Below are 19349 nucleotides of genomic sequence, written 5' to 3'. Positions count from 1 at the left end.
CAGCCGGCCGGAAAGCCTAGCGGCCCAGCGCCGATCGCCCGCGGCAATCGCTGGGAGTCTCGCCGAAGCGCGCCTTGAACAGCCGGCTCAGATGCGCGGCGTCGCTGAAGCCCAGCCGCTCGGCCAGGTCGCCGATCCGCTCGGGATTGGCGGGATTGAGCAGCGCCTGGCGCGCCGCGTCCAGCCGCATGTCGCGGATATGGGCCTGGACGCCGCCCTGCTCCTCGAACAGCCGGTGCAGCGTGCTGCGCGAGATGCCCAGGCGGCGGCAGAGATTGGCGACGGTGAGCGTGGGCGAGCCCAGATGCTCGTTGATCTCGCTGCGCGCGCGCAGCAGCAAGGTCGCCGGATCCTCGCGAAAGCTCCGGGCCTCGGTCCGGTCCGCCGCCTTCAGCGAGAGCACCAGCATGTCGAGCATCGTGCGCCCGATCAGCGGCGCATCGCCTTCGGTCAGCCTGGGCAGCAATTCGCGCACCTGCAGGGCATGCGAGGTGAACATCGCGATCTCGGCCGGGTTCAGCGTCATCCCGTGCAGGCTGGTGACGTCGAGCCCCGCCTCGGCCGCCATCTGGCGCGGCACATTGATCGCGATGCTGCGGCCGCCGGCCGATACATGGTCGCTGGTCTGCGACCGATCGACGAGGATCGCGGAGCCGGGCATCTGCACCCATTCGCGCTTGCCCGCCACGCCTGCGGCCTTGCCGTCCAGATTGACGGTGAGCGCCAGCGAATCATTGCCGCTATCGACCAGCCGCTTGTCGCGCTTCCAGCGCTGGCTGGCGATATCGACATAGGCCAGGGTCACGTCGCCGAGCTGCGCGATGCTGCTCGATACCCGGAACTGCTCGAGCGGCTCGGTGTGATAGAGCGGAGCCATATTCGGCCAGTGGTTCAGCCACACATCGTGGCGGTCCCGGGGCTCAACATCTGCCGTCGAATATCGATGAATGCGAAGAGGCTGCGACGACAAACTAAACTCCAAGGTTTGTTTGTTTCTGGGGTTTGCGTTGAATTCCCGCTGGTTACGGCTGGTCCATTATAGTGAGAAACATTCCACCGCACGTGAATTTTGCGTAAGGGGCACCCAAATGGGGCTTGATTAACCCAGATCAGTTTTTAGCCGCCGAAACGGGTCAAGCCGCAGGGTAAGGTCCGCCCATTCGCTGCCATGGCGCAGCAGATGGCGCGTCAGCCGCTCATAATATTGGACGAATTCGCGGAGCTGTTCGTCCCGCATCGGGCCATCCGCGGCGCGTTCCTGCTCGATTCGCCAATCGGCGACCACCGCGAAGCCGGGCGCCTCGAGGAAGACGAGCTGATCGATCCGGGCCCATAGCGCCTGATAGTCGCCGGCCAGCCGATCATTCACCCAGCGCCGCCAGCGGCCGTCCGGGTCCTGCGTCCGTTCCAGGTCGTTGATCGGCGCGGCCAGTTCCGCTTCCGCCTGCGGCCGCGCGCCCAGGCACCAGCCCTCGAGGATCAGCATCTCCGCCGGTCCGGGCACCGGTTCCGCTGCGCCGGGCTCGTCGCGCGCCTTGTCGAAGCGCGGGAGCGACACGGGGCCGTGCGCCAGCGCCTCGATTGCCGCCAGCCCCGCCGCGACGTCGTGCGTGCCCGGCACGCCGCGGGTGCGCAGCAGCGGGTGCACCGTCTCCGCGAGACGCTGCCGGGCGGCACCGTCCAGATAGAGATCGTCGAGCGACAGCACCGGGCAGCCGAAGCGCGCGGCGAGGGCGCGGGCGATCGTCGACTTGCCGCTGCCCTGCGCGCCCGAGATCCCCAGCACGAAGGGCCGCCGGCTGCCGGGGCGCAGCCGTGCGGCGATCCATTCGGCAGCGGGAAGGGGAGGCACCACGTCCATCGTGCCGTATCTTAGCTTGCGCATTGGCAGCGCTGTCAAATATGGCAGGTGAAAGGCCGGGCCGCTTTTCCCGGCGGGGAATGCATGTGACCAGCCGTCCGACGATCAAGGAAGTCTCGAAGATCGCAGGCGTGTCCTTCAAGACCGTCAGCCGCGTCCTCAACAACGAGAAGCATGTCAGCGAAGAGACGCGGCGCCGCGTCGAGGAAGTCGTCGCCCGCCTGAACTTCCGGCCGAGCCACGCCGCACGCACGCTCGCCGGGCGCAAATCCTTCCAGGTCGGGCTGCTCTACGACAACCCCAGCCCCTATTACATCTATCACGTGCAGACCGGCGCGCAGCAGCGCTGCACCGAGCTCGGCTACCGGCTGCTGCTCCAGCCGATCGACAGCCAGTCGCCCGATCTCGTCTCGAACGTGCTGGCGCTGATCGACGAGACGCATCTCGACGGGCTGATCCTCTCGCCTCCGGTCACCGAGGCGACCGCGCTGCTCGACGAGCTCGATCGGCGCGGGCTGCCCTATGTCCGGATCGCGCCGGGCACGCGCAAGCAGGCGGGCATGTCGGCCTCGATGGACGACATCGCCGCGGCGCGCGAGCTGGTGCGTCACCTGATCGGGCTCGGCCATCGCCGCATCGGCATGATCCGCGGCCTGGAGAGCCACGCCTCCTCCGCCGATCGCCTCGCCGGCTACAAGGCCGAGCTGGAAGCGCATGGCATCCCCTTCGATCCGGCGCTGGTCGCCGCCGCGGAGAACGACTTCGCCTCCGGTGCCGCCGCGGCGCGGGTGCTGCTCGATCTCGAGGAGCGGCCGACCGCGATCTTCGCCGGCAATGACGACATGGCGGCCGGCGCGCTCGCCACTGCGCATGAGGGCGACATCGAGGTGCCGGCGCAGCTCTCTATCGCGGGGTTCGACGATTCGGACCTGGCCCGCGCGGTATGGCCGCCGCTCACCACGATCCGCCAGCCGGTGCACGAGCTGGCCGCCGCCGCGGCGGAACTGATCCTCGCCGGCGCGCCGCCCCTGCCGCGCGTCACGCTCGAGCACAAGCTGGTGGTGCGGGCGAGCACGGGGCCGGCGCCGCGCTAACCAATTGCCGTCCCAACGCCGGACATCGGTTAACTAAAGGTAACGCTGGCGGGAAAAGTTAAGAAGTTATTAACTGCTGGTCATGCAAAGCCAGCTCCTGCTCGAGGGCTACGCGCCCCGCCGCCACCCGTTCCGCCGTCACGTGCGCATCGCCGTGGCGCAACAGCGCAAATTGCGCGACGACAGCGACGTGAAGCTCTTCGCGTTGAGCTTCACGGCCTTCTTCGTCTGCTTCTTCACCTTCATCGCCTGACGGCAACGTTGCCCGCTCAGGGGAGCACGTCGGGCGCGTGGGGCGCGTTCTCGGCCTTGTAGAGCCGGTTCGCGCACCAGGCCGAGGCGAGGCAGAGCAGCACGATCACCAGCAGGCACTCGGCCACGCCGACGCCGGGGATGTTGCTGATCCCGAAGATGCCGACCGATCCGAACACCATGAAGCCCGAATTGACGATGTTGTTCGCCGCCACCGTCCGCGCGGTCTGCGACTTTTCCACCGTGGTGGTCAGGAACGCATAGAGCGGCACCACGAACATGCCGCCGGTGATCGCGATCGCGATCAGCAGCGCGAGCACCAGCCAGCCGATCGGCATCGTCACGAACTCGGCGGTCTTGATCAGCGGCCCTTCGCTCACTGGCCAGACATGCGCGGTGACGTAGAAGCCGATCACGAACACCATCATCCCCAGCACCGAGCGCACCGCGTATTTGGCCGAGACATGCCCCTTGAGCAGCCGGTTGATGATCACCGATCCGATCGCGATGCCCACCGAGAAGATGCCGAGGAACACGCTGGCGACGTCCTTCTGGGCGTGGAACACGTTCTTCACCAGCGGCGGGAACAGCACGCCGAGCACGGCGGCGATCGTCCAGAACACGCTGATCGCGATGATCGCCAGATAGAGCCGGCGGATGTGCATCGTCGCCGAGATCAGCCGCCACGAGGCGCGGAAGATGTTGAAGTCGATCTTGAGCTTGGTCAGCGGCGGGGCCGATGGGATGCGCAGCGAGGCGAACCAGCCGATCGCCGCGACGCCCACCACCGCGAAGCCCGCCGCGTGCGCGCTGATCACGCCGCCGGCGATCGTGCCGCACAGGATCGCGATATAGGTGCCGGCCTCGACCATGCCGGTGCCGCCCAGCACTTCGTCTTCCTTCAGGTGCTGCGGCAGGATCGCATATTTGATCGGGCCGAAGAATGCGGAGTGCACGCCCATGCCGACCAGCGCGACGAGCATCAGCTCGAGGTTCTTGAGGAAGATGCCCGAGGCGCCGATCGTCATGATGCCGATCTCGGCGGCCTTGATGATCCGCATGATCTTCGCCTTGTCGTAGCTGTCGGCGAGCTGGCCTGCGAGCGCGGAGAAGAGGAAGAAGGGCAGGATGAAGATGCCGGTGGCGATCGCGCTGAACCGCGTCTCGTCCTCGACCGAGTTGAAGATCTGGTAGGTCGCGAAGAAGATCATCGCGTTCTTGAAGAGGTTGTCGTTGAACGCGCCGAGGAACTGCGTGACGAAAAGGGGGAGGAATCGGCGCTCCCGCATCAACCCGAGCGCGGCACCGTCCATAAGCTAACCTACCTCTGTATGCGGGTTTTCCCGCTGCTTGAGGCGCGGGCATAGCCGAGCGGAAGGTGCCGCGGCAAGGCAATAGCCGTCATCCCGGCGAAAGCCGGGATCCGAGGCGACAAGCGCGGGACAGGAGTCGCACGAGGTCCCGGCTTTCGCTAGGATGACGGCGGAAGGATCAGGCGCCGCAGGATTCGCGCACGATCAGGTCGGTCGGCAGCCGCTCGGCGCTGGGATCGGGCGAAGGATCGAGGATGCGCGAGACCAGCTGGCGCCCGGCCTCGAACGTGTCCTGGCGGATCGTGCTGAGCGCCGGGGTGGAGAGCCGGGCGAGCAGCATGTCGTCATAGCCCATCACCGAGACGTCCTCGGGCACCGACACGCCCGCGCGCCGCAGCGCCCGGATCGCGCCGAGCGCGATCAGGTCGGACGAGGCGACGATCCCGTCGAAATGCACGTGCCGCCGCAGCAGCCGGCTCACCGCCGCGTCGGCCGATTCGAGCTCGAAATCCACCGGCACCACCAGCTTGGGATCCATCTCGATCCCGGCCTCCTTCAGCGCCTCGGCATAGCCGCGCTTGCGCTGCATCGATTCGGGGTCGGTGCCGCCCAGGAACAGGATGGCCTTGCGCCCCAGCCGCGCCAGGTGCGCCGTCGCGCGCCGCCCGCCCAGCTGGTTGTCCGAGCCGATCGAGCAATAGCGCTGCCCGGCCATCTGCGCCCCCCACACCACGAAATTGGCGGTGGTGTCGACGAGCTGGTTGAACGCGTCGTGCAGCATCGACTGGCCGAGGAAGATCACGCCGCTCGCCCGGCTTGTCGTGGTGGTGGTGAGCAGGTCCTCGTAATTGTGCGGCGTGGTGTGGCTCACCGTGAAGTCGCAGTCGCGCGCGCGCGCCGCCTCGCCGATGCTGGCGAGCAGCTCGAGGAAGAAGGGGTGCGAAAGTGGCAAAGGTCGCCCACGCATGAACGGCGTGACGATCACGATCGTCCCCTCGGCACCCACCGGTGCGGCGGGCATATAGGGGCGGAACGGATAGTCATGGTCGCGTGCCAGCGCCCAGATCTTCTGCTTGGTACGCGCGCTGATCAGCGGATGATCGTTGAGCGCCCGCGACACGGTCGAGATCGACACGCCTGCCAGCTCTGCAAGATCCTGCAGCGTCGTATTGTTGTTGCTACTGCTGCCCATTGTGCCCAAGCTTGAGGAAAGCCGAATACGGCCAGATTAACGCATCGAGGGGGTTCCATTGCAAGCAGGCGGGCCGAGCGAGGCGCTGGACGCTGTGCCCGCCGCCGCGCCGCCGAGCGGGCGCCTCAGCCTGCTGCAGATATGGAACATGTGCTTCGGATTGCTCGGCATCCAGATCGTCTGGGGCCTGCAGAACGTCAACACCAGCCGCATCTTCCAGACGCTCGGCGCCGAGCTCGACGACCTCGCCATCCTGTGGATCGCCGGCCCGGCGACGGGGCTGCTCGTCCAGCCGATCATCGGCCATCTGAGCGACCGCACGCGCGGTCGGCTCGGCCGCCGGCGCCCCTATATCCTGGCCGGCGCGCTGTGCACCGCGCTCGCGCTGTTCCTGATGCCCAACGCCCGCAGCCTGTGGACCGCCAGCCTGATGCTGTGGGTGCTCACGGCCTCGATCAACATCGCGATGGAGCCGTTCCGCGCGCTGGTGGCGGACAAGGTGCCCGAGGCGCAGCGCACCGCCGGCTTCGCGATGCAGGTGTTCTTCATCGGCATCGGCGCGGTGTTCGCCTCGGCGCTGCCCTGGATGCTGGTCCATTGGGGCGGGCTGAGCGGCCAGCCCGAGCCGGGGCTGCTGCCGCAATCGGTGCGCACCGCCTTCTATATCGGCGGCGTCTGCCTGCTCGTCGCGGTGAGCTGGACGATCGTCACCACCCGCGAATGCGCGCCGCCGCCGGTGCTGGCCGAGGCGGCGCGGCCGACGCATATGCTCTCGCCGGCGCGCGCCGCCTCGCTGGTCCGCCACGGCATCGCCTGGATGGCCGCGGGCCTCGCCATCGCCGGCGCCGCCGCACTCGCCGGGTGGAAGCGCGAGATCTATGTCGTCGCGGGCATCACCTTCCTGTTCGGCCTTCTCCAGGCCGTGGTGGTCCGCCTGCGCCGGCTGGGGCGCACGTCGATCGGCATGCTCGAGATCGTCGAGGACATCCGCTCGATGCCGCCGCTGCTCAAGCGGCTCGCCGTGGTCCAGTTCTTCACCTGGTACGGCCTGTTCGCGATGTGGATCTACACCGTGCCGGCGCTGGCGCTGCGCCACTATGGCACCGCCGATCCGACCTCGCCGGGCTACAACGCCGCCGCGGACTGGGTGGGGGTGCTGTTCGCTGGCTATAACGGCGTCGCCGCGCTCGGTGCGTTGCTGCTGCCGCGCATCGGCGAGCGGCTCGGCCGCCGCGCCACGCATGCGCTGTGCCTCGTCTTCGGCGCTGCCGGGCTGTTCGGCTTCCTGCTCGTCCGGGATCCGACGGCGCTGTGGCTGCCGATGATCGGGGTGGGGCTCGCCTGGGCGGCGATCCTGTCGATGCCCTATGCCATGCTCGCCGGCAGCGTGCCGCCCGGCAAGGCCGGCGTGTACATGGGCATCCACAACATGTTCCTGGTGATCCCCCAGCTCGTCGCCTCGACGATGCTCGGCCCGCTGGTCGGCCGCGTCTTTCACGGCCAGGCCGAATATGCGCTGGTCCTTGCCGCCGCCGCGCTGCTGATCGCCGCCGGCTTCGCGCTCACGCTGCCGCGCAGCGCCGATACCGGCGTCCGTCCCTGACACCTCGAAGGCGCGTGCGTTTGCAGTGCGTTGCATCACGGGCGCCTGTTTGTGCAAAACTTGCATAACATGCAAGGCAAAATTGCGCTGTGCGACTCACTTCCGGCCGGGCGAAATCGGGTTCAGCAAGCGCAAATATGGGAGAATATCGTTATTTTATAATGATATGATCGACGAAATTATTCCGAAAATTTCCCTCTTGCGATCATGCTCAATTTACGCAAAGTTACGCAAATGGATCGCCCGACAGGGCCGTTGGCATTTCGCGCCTTCGGATCGGGCAATTCGCGGTGGATGGCGGCGCCAGGGAGCGTCGCCGGCACCAAGGAGGGTGTCTTGGGGAAAGCACGGCAGCGCCGGCTAGCGATTCAGCGCATCAGCGTGCGGCCTGGCCGTGCGCGCGTTTCGCGCGATCGCGTCTTCACGCACCAGCATCGAGATTGACGCCGCGGCGCGGGGCGGGGGCCCCGTGTCGCTGCGCGTGCAACAGCTCCGCCAAGGGGCGAACGGAGGGAGGATTATGAAGCAGATCACCATGTTGCGGGGCGGTGCCTCGCTCGCCGCCATGGCCCTGATGGGCTTTGCCGGCACCGCGCAGGCGCAGACCGCGTCGGCACAATCGTCGGGCAGCGTGCCCGAGGCGAGCCAGGGCGACGAGCCGACGATCCTCGTCGTCGGTGTCCGCAAGGCGCTCGAGACCGCGCAGATGCGCAAGCGCGACGCCGAGACCGTGGTCGATTCGATCACCGCGTCCGACATCGGCTCGTTCCCGGACACCTCGGTGTCGGGTGCGCTCCAGCGCGTGCCGGGCATCACCACCTCGCGCATGCAATCGACCGACGATTCGACGCACCCCTCGGGCGAGCCCACCGGCGTGCTCATCCGCGGCCTCACCTTCGTGCGCACCGAGTTCAACGGCCGCGACAGCTTCTCGGCCGACAGCCATCGCGGGCTCAACTTCAACGACGTCTCGCCCGAGCTGATGGCGGGCGTCGACGCCTACAAGAACCAGACAGGGGACATGATCGAGGGCGGCCTGGCCGGCACGGTCGACCTGCGCACCCGGCTTCCGTTCGACCAGAAGGGCCTGGTCGCCTCGGGCAACGTCAAGGCGGACTATGGCGATCGCTCGAAGAAGTGGACTGGCGAGTTCTCCGGTCTGATCAGCGACACTTGGGAGACCGGGATCGGCAAGTTCGGCCTGATGGCCGACTATGCCCGCAGCCATGTCATCACGCGCACCGAGAGCGTGATCATGGACAAGATCGACACCTATTGCTCGGCCGGCGCGACCCTCAATGCGAACGGCACCGTCGGCTGCACCGCCAATCCGTTCGGCGGCAGCGGCTGGGCCTATGTGCCCGACGGCATCCGCTATTCGCAGGTTGATTATGATCGCACGCGCCAGGGCATGGCGTTCGCCGGCCAGTATGAGAACAATGCCGGCAATTTCCGCCTGACCACGCAATATACCAACTCCGAATATCACAATAAGTGGCTTGAGCGGGCCAGCCATGCGATCTTCGAGAACGGCGCCTATGGCGCGGCGGCGTTCAATCCGCGTGCCACCACGATCCTCGGGCCGGCGAGCGGCTCGACGCTGACCTTCGGGCCGGACGGCATGCTTCAGTCGGGCATCGTCACGCAGGCGCATGGCAGCTGGGCGGGCAGCTGGAGCAGCACCGCCGATGCGATCAACACCGGCTCGGCGGTGCCGGGCCTGCCGTTCGTCAACAACTGCGCCGCACCTTCGGTCTGCACCACGCTGCAGGACGGCCTCTATTTCCAGAACGAGGCGCGCAACTTCGATCACAAGGAGCGCACGCAGGACATCTCGGGCAATATCAGCTGGGATCCGACCGACCGCCTGCACGTCAACCTCGACGCGCAGCACATCTGGGCGAGCACGACCAACAACGACATCCTGGTCGCCACCGGCTCGATGGCCAACTACCAGTACAGCGTCGACAGCAACGGCACGCCGAACATCAAGCTGCTGCCGGGCTCGAACGTCAACTACGCGTCGGGCGGCCTTTCCAACCCGCACAATTACTGGCTGCCGTTCATCCAGGCGCACATGGAGGACAACGACGCCAAGGAAACCGCGCTGCGCGGCGACCTCGACTATGATTTCGCCGACAGCAGCTGGGTCGACTCGCTGAAGGTCGGCGTGCGCTATGCCGATCGCAGCCAGCAGGTCCGCTACTCGACCTTCAACTGGACGCCGGTCGCCGCGTCGTGGAACTGCAACGGCCCGGGCTTCAACATCGACAATACCACCGGCGGGGCCTATCCGGCCTGCGCCGCCGGCCATCCCGATTTCAAGGGCTATGGCGCGGGCATCTGGGAATCGACCAGCCTCGGCAGCAACTTCTTCGACGGCAACGTCTATGACAATGGCTCGCTGGTCTATCTCAACCGCGCCACGCTGGAGAACATGCCCCGGCTGGTGCAGGCGCTGAGCGGCCCGACCACCAACTCGCCGATCTCGCCGGGCTGGACGCCGATCTGCGACCGTCCCGACGCGACCGTGGAGGGCTGCTACCTCCCGTCGGAAGTGATGAACGTCGACGAGAAGACCAAGGCAGCCTATGCGATGCTGCGCTTCGGCGGCGACAACAAGGACATCGGCGGCGTCAACATCAAGGGCAATATCGGCCTGCGCTACATCCGCACCGATATCCGCTCCGAAGGCAGCGTCGGCTTCCCGCCGACCACCACCTTCAGCGGCTCGCCCTGCGGCGGCCCGCTGCAGTCGGGCTGGGTGGTCAATCCGTTCTGCTTCCTGACTGCGAACACGATCGCCTTCGCCAATGGCGGCGGCACGCCCAACACGTTCAAGGCGAACTACGAGAACTGGCTGCCGAGCTTCAACCTGCGGCTGGGCTTCAGCGACAAGACCTTCCTGCGCCTGGGCTATTCGCGGGCGATGTCGCGGCCGGACTTCGGCCTGCTGCGCAACTTCGTCTCGATCGCCGGGCCGGTGATCGACGGCAGCGCGAGCTCGCCCTATATCGTCCGCAATTCGGCGGGCACGATCACGGGCTACAACTTCGTGTTCCGGGCGGAGGCCGGCTATGCCGCGCTCGAGCCGCTGACCGCGGACCAGTTCGACATCTCGTTCGAGCACTACATGGGCCGTAGCAGCTCGTTCACCTTCGACGCCTTCTACAAGAAGCTGCACAACACGATCTCGTACGGCGAGTTCACCCGCAGCTTCACCAACAACGGCTCGACGCAGGAAGTGCTGCTGCGCGGCCCGCGCAACGTGAAGGACGGCGGCTCGCTCAAGGGCTTCGAGGTCGCGTACCAGACCTTCTTCGACTTCCTGCCGGGCCTGCTCAGCGGCCTCGGCACGCAGCTGAACTACACCTTTGTCGACCAGTCGGGCATCACCAACTCCAACCTGGTGACGCAGGGTGCGCTCGATAGCGGCGGCACCGCCGGCTATGGCGCGGGCCTCGACGTCTCGGGCGGCCGCGGCACGGTGATCGACTCCCACCAGCTGGCGGGCATCTCGAAGCACACCTTCAACGCCGTGGCCCTGTACGAAAAGGGTCCGGTGGCGCTGCGCCTCGCCTATAACTGGCGGTCGCGCTTCCTCACCAACAACCTCGATTGCTGCATCGGCCTGCCGGTGTTCTCGAAGGCGGCCGGCTTCCTCGACGGATCGGCGCGCTTCTCGGTGACCAAGTGGATCGAGCTATCGATCGAAGGCTCGAACCTGCTCGGCACCACCAGCGTCTACGAGCAGCAGATCTTCGGTGACTCCAGCAAGACGCCGGGGGCCACGCCGGTCTACCGGGACGCCAACTGGAGCAAGGTCGATCGCCGGGTCTCCTTCGGCGCCCGGTTCAAGTTCTAACCCCTCTCGGCGCCGCCGTTCCTTCATTCCCGGCGGCGCCGTTTTTTTCTATCGCGAGCGGGTGCCATGCAGCCCAGGTCGAACCCTAATGCGACGCCCCTGCGCGTCGTCATCGTCGGCGGCGGGACCGCCGGCTGGATGGCTGCGGCCGGGCTCACCCGCCTGCTTCCCAATACCGATTACGCGCTGACGCTGATCGAGTCCGACGAGATCGGCACGGTCGGTGTGGGCGAGGCCACACTGCCCCATATCCGCGAGTTCAACGCGATGCTCGAGCTGGACGAGGCCGCGTTCATGGCCGCCACCCAGGGCAGCTTCAAACTCGGCATCGAGTTCGTGGGCTGGGACCGGCCCGGCGGCCGCTATGTCCACCCCTTTGGCAGCTTCGGCGAGCGCTGGGGCGGCGTCGATTTCCAGCATCATTGGCAGCGCGCCCGCGCCGCCGGCCATGACGCCGGCGACTGGTTCGACACCAGCTTCGCCGTGGCGATGTGCCGCGAGGGCGTGTTCGACCTGCCCAACGAAGACACGCGCTCGATCCGCTCGACCTTCTCCTACGCCTATCATTTCGACGCCGGGCTCTACGCCCAGTTCCTGCGCGGCTGGGCCACCCAGCGCGGCGTGCGGCGGATCGAAGGCAAGATCGTCGACGTCGCGCGCAACGCCGAGACCGGCCTGGTCGAAAGCGTCAGCCTCGAATCCGGCGCCGGCATCGAAGGCGACCTGTTCATCGATTGCTCGGGCTTCCGCTCGCTGCTGCTCGGAGGCGCGATGGGCGTCGCCTGGCAGGACTGGAGCGAATGGCTCCCCTGCGACCGCGCGATGGCCGTGCCCTGCACCAGCGTCGCCGGCATCACGCCTTTCACCCGCTCCACCGCGCAGACCGGTGGCTGGACCTGGCGCATCCCGCTCCAGCACCGCACCGGCAACGGCTATGTCTTCTCGAGCAGCTTCTGCAGCGAGGAGCAGGCGCGCGAGACGATCCTCGGCGCGATCGACGGCGCCCCGCTCGCCGATCCGCGCGTGCTGCGCTTCCAGGCAGGCCGCCGCGCGCGCGGCTGGGAGGGCAATGTCGTCGCGATCGGGCTCTCGTCCGGCTTCCTCGAGCCGCTCGAATCGACCAGCATCTTCCTGATCCAGGCCGCGGTGATGGACCTGGCGAACCTGATGCCAACGCCCGGCCGCCCGCTCGATCCGCGCCTCGCCGCCGAGTTCAACCGGCTGTTCGAGGTCCATTACGACCGCACCCGCGACTTCCTGGTGCTCCACTACACCGCCAATGCCCGGCACGGCGAACCGCTCTGGGACCATGTCCGCACCATGACGCTGCCGGACAGCCTGGCGCACAAGATCGCGCTGTTCCGCGCGAGCGGTCGTGCGCCCGACTACACGCTCGGGCTGTTCTCGCGGGACAGCTGGCTGGCGGTGCTGATCGGGCAGGGAGTCCTGCCCCAGGCGCATGACCGCCTGGCCGACCGCCTGCCGCTCGATGAAGTCGTGGAGCGCCTCGCCGATCTGCGCCAGCGCATCGCCACCAACGCGGCGGCACTGCCCCCGCATGCCGAGTTCATCGCCAGCTATTGCGCCGCCGGCCGCAGTGGCGGCGAAGACCGGGCGGTGGTCGCATGAGCATGCCCTTCACCGTGATCGTCGCCGGCCGCGATGCGCCGCTGTGGCTCACCGCCGCTGCGCTCGCCCGCGGGCTCGGTCCGTCGGGGGTGACGGTCGAGGCCGTCGAGCTGCCCAGCGCGCTTGCCCCCGTTGATGCCTATGCCACCTTTCCGGCGCTCGAAGCGCTCCACAACCAGCTGCGCATCGACGAAGCCGGGCTGTTGCGGGCGACGGGCGGGAGCCTGACGCTCGGCCAGAACTTCATCGAGCTTGCCGGCGCCAATCCGCCCTTTCTCCACGCCTATGGCTCGGCCGGCACCCAGATTGGCGGGCGCGACTTCTTCGCCCATTGGGTCAAGGCGCGCGCCTATGGCCTGAACGTGCCGCTCGACGATTTCTCGCTCACCGCCGCCGCTGCGCGCCAGGGGCGCCTCATGTTCCCCGACGCGGAGAGCGAGATCTATGGCCGCTGCGACTATGGCTATCATCTGCCGGCGATCCCCTATGCCCGGCTGCTGCGCGAGGCGGCGATCCGCCACGGCGCGACGGTCCACGGCGCCGATGCGCTGACGGTAGCGCGCGGAGGCGAGGGGATTGCCGCGCTCGAACTCGGCGACGGGCGCCGCCTGACCGCCGATCTCTATGTCGATGCCAGCGGCGTGCTGGGCGCGGAGCAGCTGAGCTGGCGTTCGCATTTCCCCGCCGACCGCGTCCTCACCGCTGCCGGCCCGGCCTTTGCCAACCTGCCTGTCTACGCCGAGAACCGCGCCGGCCCCGCGGGCTGGACCGCGCTCCACCCCGGCCGCCCGGCGACCTTCGTCACCCATGCCTGGTCGAGCGCGGACGCGAGCGACGAGGAGGCGCTCCAGGCAGCCAGTGCCGCGTCCGGGCTGCCGCTCGCGGGTGCGCAGGTCCGCGCGCTCGATCCTGGCCGGCCGGTGACGCCCTGGACGGGCAACACGGTCACGCTCGGCGCGCGTTTCGATCCGATCCACGGCCTCGATCTGCTCGGCCTGCAGCTGGGCCTGGTCCAGCTCCTCGCCGATTTCCCCGCGACCACGCGCTTCGAGGCCGAACGCGCCGAAGTGAATCGCGCCACGCCTGAGGCGCTCGACCGCCTGCGCGACTTCCAGTCCGCGCATTATGCGCTCGCGCGCTATGCCGGGCCGTTCTGGCAGGCAGCACGCGAGACCCAGGTCTCGCCCGATCTCGCGCATATGCTCGCGCTGTTCCGCGCCCGCGCCGAGCTCGCCCCGTTCGAGGAAGAGAACCTCCCGCCCGACAGCTGGCGTGCGCTGTTCCTGGGCCATGGTGTCGAGCCCGAAAGCTGGCCGCCGGCGATCGATCAGGTCCCCCCCGAGGAAGTGAAGGCGCAGTTCCGCCGCATGCTCGGCTTCGTCCGCGAGCAGGTGCTGCGCCAGCCGACCCAGAGCGACTGGCTCGCCGGGCTCGCCCATGGCTGAACCCTTGCGCCACGCCGACGATTCCGCGCAGGCGAGCCCGCTCGACGCCCTGCCGCGCGTATCCGCACGCGCGGCGCCGCCGCCCGCCGATCTCGCCGCGCTGGTCGATGCCGGCGTGCCCGTGGTGCTCAAGGGCCTGCTGGCGCATTGGCCTGCGCTCGCCGCCGGCCGCGCGGGGGCAGGGACGCTCTGCGCCTATCTGAAGGGCCTCGACCGCGGCGCCGCGGTGCCGGTGATGGAAGCGCCGGCGCGCACGGCCGGCAAGTTCGGCTATGGCCCGGATCTCAGCGAGTTCAACTTCACGCGGCGCAGCGCGCGCCTCGGCGACGCGCTCGACCGTATCCTGCGCCTCGCCGGCGAGGAGAACGCACCCTATGTCGCCATCCAGATGCTGCCGCTGGCGGCGCAGATGCCCGATTTCGTCGCACAGAACCCGATGCCGCTGCTGCCGGCGAGCGTCGGCCCGCGGCTCTGGGTCGGCGGGCCGGTCCACACGCGCACGCACAACGACCGCGACCATAACCTCGCCTGCGTGATCGCCGGCCGCCGCCGCTTCCTGCTGTTCCCGCCCGACCAGGTCGCGAACCTCTATGTCGGCCCGCTCGACAACCCGCCGCCGCTCTCGCTGGTCGATCCCGAGGCGCCCGACCTGGCGCGCTTCCCGCGCTTCGCCGATGCGCTTGCGACGGCGCGCGTCGCCTTTCTCGATCCCGGCGATGCACTCTTCATCCCGCGCAGCTGGTGGCATCATGTCAGCTCGATCGGCCCGTTCAACGCGATGGTGAACTATTGGTGGGGCGACGATGCGGTGGGGCTGGAGCAGCCCAACGACGTCTTCCTCGCCGCGCTGCTCGCCTACAAGCACCTGCCGCCGCATGAGCGCGCCTATTGGCGGGCGATGTTCGATGCCCATGTCTTCGGCGACGACGGCGCCGCGCATATCCCGCCCGCGCAGCGCGGGCCCCTCGGCACGATGCGCGCCGGCGAGCGCGCGTCGCTCCGCCAGCGCCTGCGCGCCGCCTTCCTCAAATCATGACCTCCCCACAAGAAAGAAACCGGATGATCTCTCGTACCCTCGTTGCGCTTCTCGCGCTGGCGGCACCCGGCACGGCCCTGGCGGCGGAGTGCGCCCAGTCGCCCGGCAAAATTCTCGAAGTCTGCGTGTCGGTCGAAGGCGGCCGGGCGCACTATGAAGTGAAGCGCGGCGACCAGGTCGTGATCGCGCCGTCCGATCTCGGCCTCAGCTTCGCCGGCGAGCTCGATGCGCGCTACACGGCGATCACCGATGTCCGCCGCGCGTCCTCGGACTCGAACTGGGAGCAGCCCTGGGGCGAGCAGCGCCTGATCCGCGACAACCACAACGAGCTGGCCGTCACGATCGCCGGCGACACCGCGCTCAACAAGGCGATGCAGGTCACCTTCCGCATCTTCGATGACGGGATCGGCTTCCGCTATGGCTATGCCGGCATCCCGGCGGGCGCGCAGGTCGGCGTCACCGCCGACCGCACCCAGTTCAAGACGCAGGGCGCGTACCAGGCCTGGTGGTATCAGGGCCTCGGCCAGGAGCGCGACGAGTATCTCTACACCCAGACCGACGCGCGCCGCATCACGCTGGCCGAGACGCCGTTGACGCTCAAGGGCGACAACGGCCTCTATCTCTCCATCCACGAGGCGGCGCTGGTCGACTTCCCCAGCATGCTGTTGCGCGGCGACGGCGCCGGCACGCTCACCGCCTGGCTGATGCCCTGGCCCGACGGGATCGGCGCGAAGAAGACCGGCCCGTTCACCACCCCCTGGCGCACGGTGCTGATCGGCACCACGCCCGGCGCCCTGGCGGACAGTCGGATCGAGCTCAACCTGAACGAGCCGAGCAAGCTCCCCGACATCCAGAAATGGTTCAAGCCGGGGAAGTATGTTGGCGTCTGGTGGGAGATGCACCTCAACAAGACCACCTGGGGCAGCGGCCCCACCCACGGCGCCAACAACGCGAACGTGAAGCGCTACATCGATTTCGCCGCCAAATACGGCTTTGACGGCGTGCTCGTCGAAGGCTGGAACCAGGGCTGGGACGGCGAGTGGATCGACAATGGCGACAAGTTCAGCTTCACCAAGTCGTACCCCGATTTCGACCTGCCGATGCTCGCCGCCTATGCCAAGTCGAAGGGCGTCCATCTGATCGGCCACCACGAGACCGCCGGCGCGGTGGTGAACTACGAGAACCAGCTCGACGCCGCGCTCGATCTCTATGCCAAGGTCGGCGTGCCCGCGGTGAAGACCGGCTATGTCCGCCACTCGGGCGACATCCTCGATCGCCAGGGCGGCAAGGAATGGTTCGCCGGCCAGTTCATGGTCCAGCACCACCTCAAGGTGATCGCGGCCGCCGCGGCGCGCCACATCACGATGGACACGCACGAGCCGGTCAAGGATACCGGCCTGCGCCGCACCTGGCCGAACTGGGTGAGCCGCGAAGGCGCGCGCGGGCAGGAGTTCAACGCCTGGGGCCGCCCGACCAACCCGCCCGAGCATCTGACGATCATCCCGTTCACCCGCCTGCTCGGCGGCCCGATGGACTTCACCCCGGGCATCTTCGACATCGAGCATGGCAAGTCGGTGCTCACCGAGCGCAACCAGTCGACGCTCGCCGCAGAGCTCGCCGAATATGTCGTGCTCTACTCGCCGGTCCACATGGCGGCGGACCTGCCCGAGAATTACGAGAAGCATCTCGACGCCTTCCAGTTCATCCGCGACGTGCCGACCGACTGGGAGACGACGAAGACGCTCGCCTCGGAGATCGGCGACTATGTCGTCGTCGCCCGCCAGCAGCGTGGTCAGCCCGACTGGTATCTCGGCGCGATCACCGACGAGATGGCGCGCAAGCTGCCGGTGAAGCTCGACTTCCTCGCGCCCGGCAAGCGCTACGAGGCGCAGATCTACCGCGACACGGCGGACGCCGACTACATCAAGAACCCGGTGGCCTATGCGATCGAGAAGCGCGTGCTGACCAGCGCCGACACGCTCAGCGTCGATCTGGCCCCCGGCGGCGGCCAGGCGATCCGCTTCAAGCTGCTGAAATAGAACCTTCTTTCAGCATCCCCCTTCGTCACCCCGCGAAGGCGGGGATCCAGAGTCGCAGGCGAGCTGTTTCTGGCTCTGGATCCCCGCCTCCGCGGGGATGACGGAAATAATGCGATGTCTCCCCCAAGCGCTTTTCCGGTGGTACAGCACCCGATATGCTGACGCTGCCCAACATCCTCACCCTGTCGCGCATCATCACCGTCCCGCTGCTCGCGGCCTTCCTGTGGTGGCCCGAATGGCGGCTCGGCTACGGGATCGCCTTCGCGATCTACTGCCTGATGGGCGTCACCGATTATTTCGACGGCTATCTCGCCCGCGCGCAGGGGACGGTCTCCAAGCTCGGCGTGTTCCTCGATCCGATCGCCGACAAGATCATGGTCGCTGCGGTGCTGCTGATCCTCGCCGGGCGCGGGGTGATCGCCGAGCTCAACCTGATCCCGGCGCTGGTCATCCTGATGCGCGAGATCGCGGTATCGGGGCTGCGCGAGTTCCTTGGCGGCATCCAGGTCTCGCTGCCGGTCTCGCGCCTCGCCAAGTGGAAGACGATGCTCCAGCTGGTCGCGCTCGGCGGGCTGATCCTCTCGGGCGCGCTGCCCGACCTGGCCTGGCTGTGGCAGGCCTCCTCGGCGGCCTTCTGGGTCTCGGCGGCGCTGACGCTGCTGACCGGCTGGGACTATCTGCGCGTCGGCCTCAAGCACATGGACACCTGATGGACCTGCTCTACTTCGCCTGGGTCCGCGAGGCCGTCGGGGTAGGGCAGGAGCATGTCGACCCGCCCGAGGCGGTGCGGAGCGTCGCCGACCTCGTCGACTGGCTCGCCCGGCAAAGCCCCGGCCACGCCGCTGCCTTTGCCGATCCCGCCAAGCTGCGCGCCGCGCTCGACCAGCGCTTCGTTCCCCTCGACACGCCGCTGAACGGCGCGAAGGAAGTCGCGCTCTTCCCTCCGGTGACCGGCGGATGATCCGCGTCTCGGTCGACTCCGCCCCGATCGAGCTGGCCGTCGAGCTGTCGGCGCTCGAGGAGCGCGGCGCCGGCGGGGTGGCGAGCTTCACCGGGGTGGTCCGCGGCGGCGACGGCATCACCGCGCTCGAGCTCGAACATTATCCCGGCATGACCGAGGACGCGCTTTGCGTCCTGGCCGAGGCGGCGATGGACCGCTGGAACCTGCTCGGCGTGACGATCCTCCACCGCACCGGCCGGATGGAGGTCGGCGAGCGCATCGTCTTCATCGGCACCGCCGCCGCGCACCGCCGCGAAGCGCTCGACGCCTGTGCCTATCTGATTGACCGGCTGAAGACCGATGCGCCCTTCTGGAAGCGCGAGTGGCGCGGGGAGGCGGCGAGCTGGGTAGAGGCCCGCGAGAGCGACGCGCTGGCCGCCAAGCGCTGGCAAGCTTGAGGCGTCCACGATATTCCACTATATCGTGACATAGGAGGCGCCCATGGCCACGACCCTCAATGTTCGCGTGAACGGTCCGCTCGAAGCGTTCATCGCCGAGAATATCGGACAGGACGGCCTGTACGAGAATGCCAGCGAATATGTCCGTCACCTGATTCGCCAGGACAAGGATCGGGTCGAGCAGGCGCGGTTCGAAGCATTGAAGGCGGAACTGCAGCAGGCATTTGCCGCGCCTGACAGCGATGCCAAGCCCTTTGATCGCGACGCCTTCCTGGAACGTGCGCGCAAGCGTTGGCAGGCTTGAGCGGTTATCGGCTCTTCTCTCGGGCAGAGCTGCGGCTCGACGAGATTTTCGACTACACGCGTACAAGGTGGGGCGAAGCCCAGGCGGTCGCATATCTTGACGGTATGCTCGCGCATATCGCGAAGATTGCCGAGCGTGCGAGTCCGTGGCGTACGATTCCTACTGAGCTTGGGGTCGCAGGCTGTTGCTCCCGCTACGAACATCACTTGCTCTATTGGCGTGTCCTTGAGGACGGCGATATCGGCATCGTGACAATCCTCCACGAGCGCATGCAGCAGCTAGGCCCGCTTCGCGAAGCTTTTAGGCCCGCTTCGCGAA

General features: G+C 67.7%; 16 protein-coding genes and 1 pseudogene. 13 read left to right on the top strand and 4 right to left on the bottom strand.

Features of this window, described 5'->3' with window-relative positions:
• Positions 1–16 precede the first annotated feature (16 nt).
• Together ABLE38_RS02935 and ABLE38_RS02930 are read right to left on the bottom strand one after the other, a co-directional pair.
• Positions 17–877: a helix-turn-helix domain-containing protein gene (locus ABLE38_RS02935; RefSeq protein ID WP_348972670.1), complete on the bottom strand. Its 861-nt coding sequence runs from the start codon at positions 875–877 to the stop codon at positions 17–19.
• 222 nt (positions 878–1099) lie between these two features.
• Complete coding sequence (locus tag ABLE38_RS02930) at positions 1100–1885, bottom strand: kinase (RefSeq protein WP_348972669.1); 786 nt, start codon at positions 1883–1885, stop codon at positions 1100–1102.
• A gap of 56 nt (positions 1886–1941) precedes the next feature.
• Between ABLE38_RS02930 and ABLE38_RS02925 the strand changes: the two genes are divergently transcribed.
• Positions 1942–2955 (top strand): LacI family DNA-binding transcriptional regulator, encoded by a 1014-nt coding sequence (locus tag ABLE38_RS02925; RefSeq protein WP_348972668.1) that lies wholly within the window; start codon positions 1942–1944, stop codon positions 2953–2955.
• An 82-nt stretch (positions 2956–3037) separates the two neighbouring features.
• Positions 3038–3208 (top strand): hypothetical protein, encoded by a 171-nt coding sequence (locus ABLE38_RS02920; RefSeq protein WP_348972667.1) that lies wholly within the window; start codon positions 3038–3040, stop codon positions 3206–3208.
• A gap of 16 nt (positions 3209–3224) precedes the next feature.
• Here ABLE38_RS02920 and ABLE38_RS02915 read toward each other — a convergent pair whose 3' ends face one another.
• The gene (locus ABLE38_RS02915) at positions 3225–4520 is read right to left on the bottom strand and encodes an MFS transporter (protein WP_348972666.1); all 1296 of its coding nucleotides are present in this window, start codon (positions 4518–4520) and stop codon (positions 3225–3227) included.
• Positions 4521–4698: 178 nt separating this feature from the next.
• Entirely contained in the window at positions 4699–5712 is a 1014-nt protein-coding gene (locus tag ABLE38_RS02910; RefSeq protein ID WP_348972665.1) for a LacI family DNA-binding transcriptional regulator, read from the bottom strand.
• Between the two features lie 58 nt (positions 5713–5770).
• Between ABLE38_RS02910 and ABLE38_RS02905 the strand changes: the two genes are divergently transcribed.
• The 11 genes and pseudogenes from ABLE38_RS02905 to ABLE38_RS02855 all read left to right on the top strand — a co-directional run.
• On the top strand, positions 5771–7315 hold the full coding sequence (locus ABLE38_RS02905; RefSeq protein ID WP_348972664.1) for an MFS transporter: 1545 nt from the start codon (positions 5771–5773) through the stop codon (positions 7313–7315).
• A 520-nt stretch (positions 7316–7835) separates the two neighbouring features.
• Entirely contained in the window at positions 7836–11180 is a 3345-nt protein-coding gene (locus tag ABLE38_RS02900) for a TonB-dependent receptor (protein WP_348972663.1), read from the top strand.
• Between the two features lie 66 nt (positions 11181–11246).
• Positions 11247–12809, top strand: coding sequence for a tryptophan halogenase family protein (locus tag ABLE38_RS02895; RefSeq protein ID WP_348972662.1), 1563 nt, complete (start codon positions 11247–11249; stop codon positions 12807–12809).
• Complete coding sequence (locus ABLE38_RS02890) at positions 12806–14254, top strand: tryptophan 7-halogenase (RefSeq protein WP_348972661.1); 1449 nt, start codon at positions 12806–12808, stop codon at positions 14252–14254. Before ABLE38_RS02895 ends, ABLE38_RS02890 begins: the two co-directional genes overlap by 4 nt.
• Positions 14247–15290 (top strand): cupin-like domain-containing protein, encoded by a 1044-nt coding sequence (locus ABLE38_RS02885; protein ID WP_348972660.1) that lies wholly within the window; start codon positions 14247–14249, stop codon positions 15288–15290. Before ABLE38_RS02890 ends, ABLE38_RS02885 begins: the two co-directional genes overlap by 8 nt.
• Before the next feature lie 23 nt (positions 15291–15313).
• Entirely contained in the window at positions 15314–17329 is a 2016-nt protein-coding gene (locus tag ABLE38_RS02880) for a glycoside hydrolase family 97 protein (protein ID WP_348972659.1), read from the top strand.
• 155 nt (positions 17330–17484) lie between these two features.
• Complete coding sequence (gene pgsA, locus ABLE38_RS02875) at positions 17485–18039, top strand: CDP-diacylglycerol--glycerol-3-phosphate 3-phosphatidyltransferase (protein ID WP_348972658.1); 555 nt, start codon at positions 17485–17487, stop codon at positions 18037–18039.
• On the top strand, positions 18039–18290 hold the full coding sequence (moaD, locus tag ABLE38_RS02870) for a molybdopterin converting factor subunit 1 (RefSeq protein WP_348972657.1): 252 nt from the start codon (positions 18039–18041) through the stop codon (positions 18288–18290). Before pgsA ends, moaD begins: the two co-directional genes overlap by 1 nt.
• Entirely contained in the window at positions 18287–18727 is a 441-nt protein-coding gene (locus tag ABLE38_RS02865) for a molybdenum cofactor biosynthesis protein MoaE (protein WP_348972656.1), read from the top strand. Before moaD ends, ABLE38_RS02865 begins: the two co-directional genes overlap by 4 nt.
• Before the next feature lie 43 nt (positions 18728–18770).
• The gene (locus ABLE38_RS02860) at positions 18771–19031 is read left to right on the top strand and encodes a type II toxin-antitoxin system ParD family antitoxin (RefSeq protein ID WP_348972655.1); all 261 of its coding nucleotides are present in this window, start codon (positions 18771–18773) and stop codon (positions 19029–19031) included.
• Positions 19019–19294: pseudogene (locus ABLE38_RS02855) on the top strand (type II toxin-antitoxin system RelE/ParE family toxin); the annotation flags it as partial. The gene ABLE38_RS02860 and the pseudogene ABLE38_RS02855, both read left to right, overlap by 13 nt.
• Positions 19295–19349: the final 55 nt, after the last annotated feature.

Origin of the sequence: Sphingomonas sp. KR3-1 (genome assembly GCF_040049295.1) — a bacterium.
GTDB lineage: Bacteria > Pseudomonadota > Alphaproteobacteria > Sphingomonadales > Sphingomonadaceae > Sphingomonas.
The sequence above is the reverse complement of the archived record's forward strand: the minus strand, read 5'-3'. Positions and strand labels throughout refer to the sequence as shown.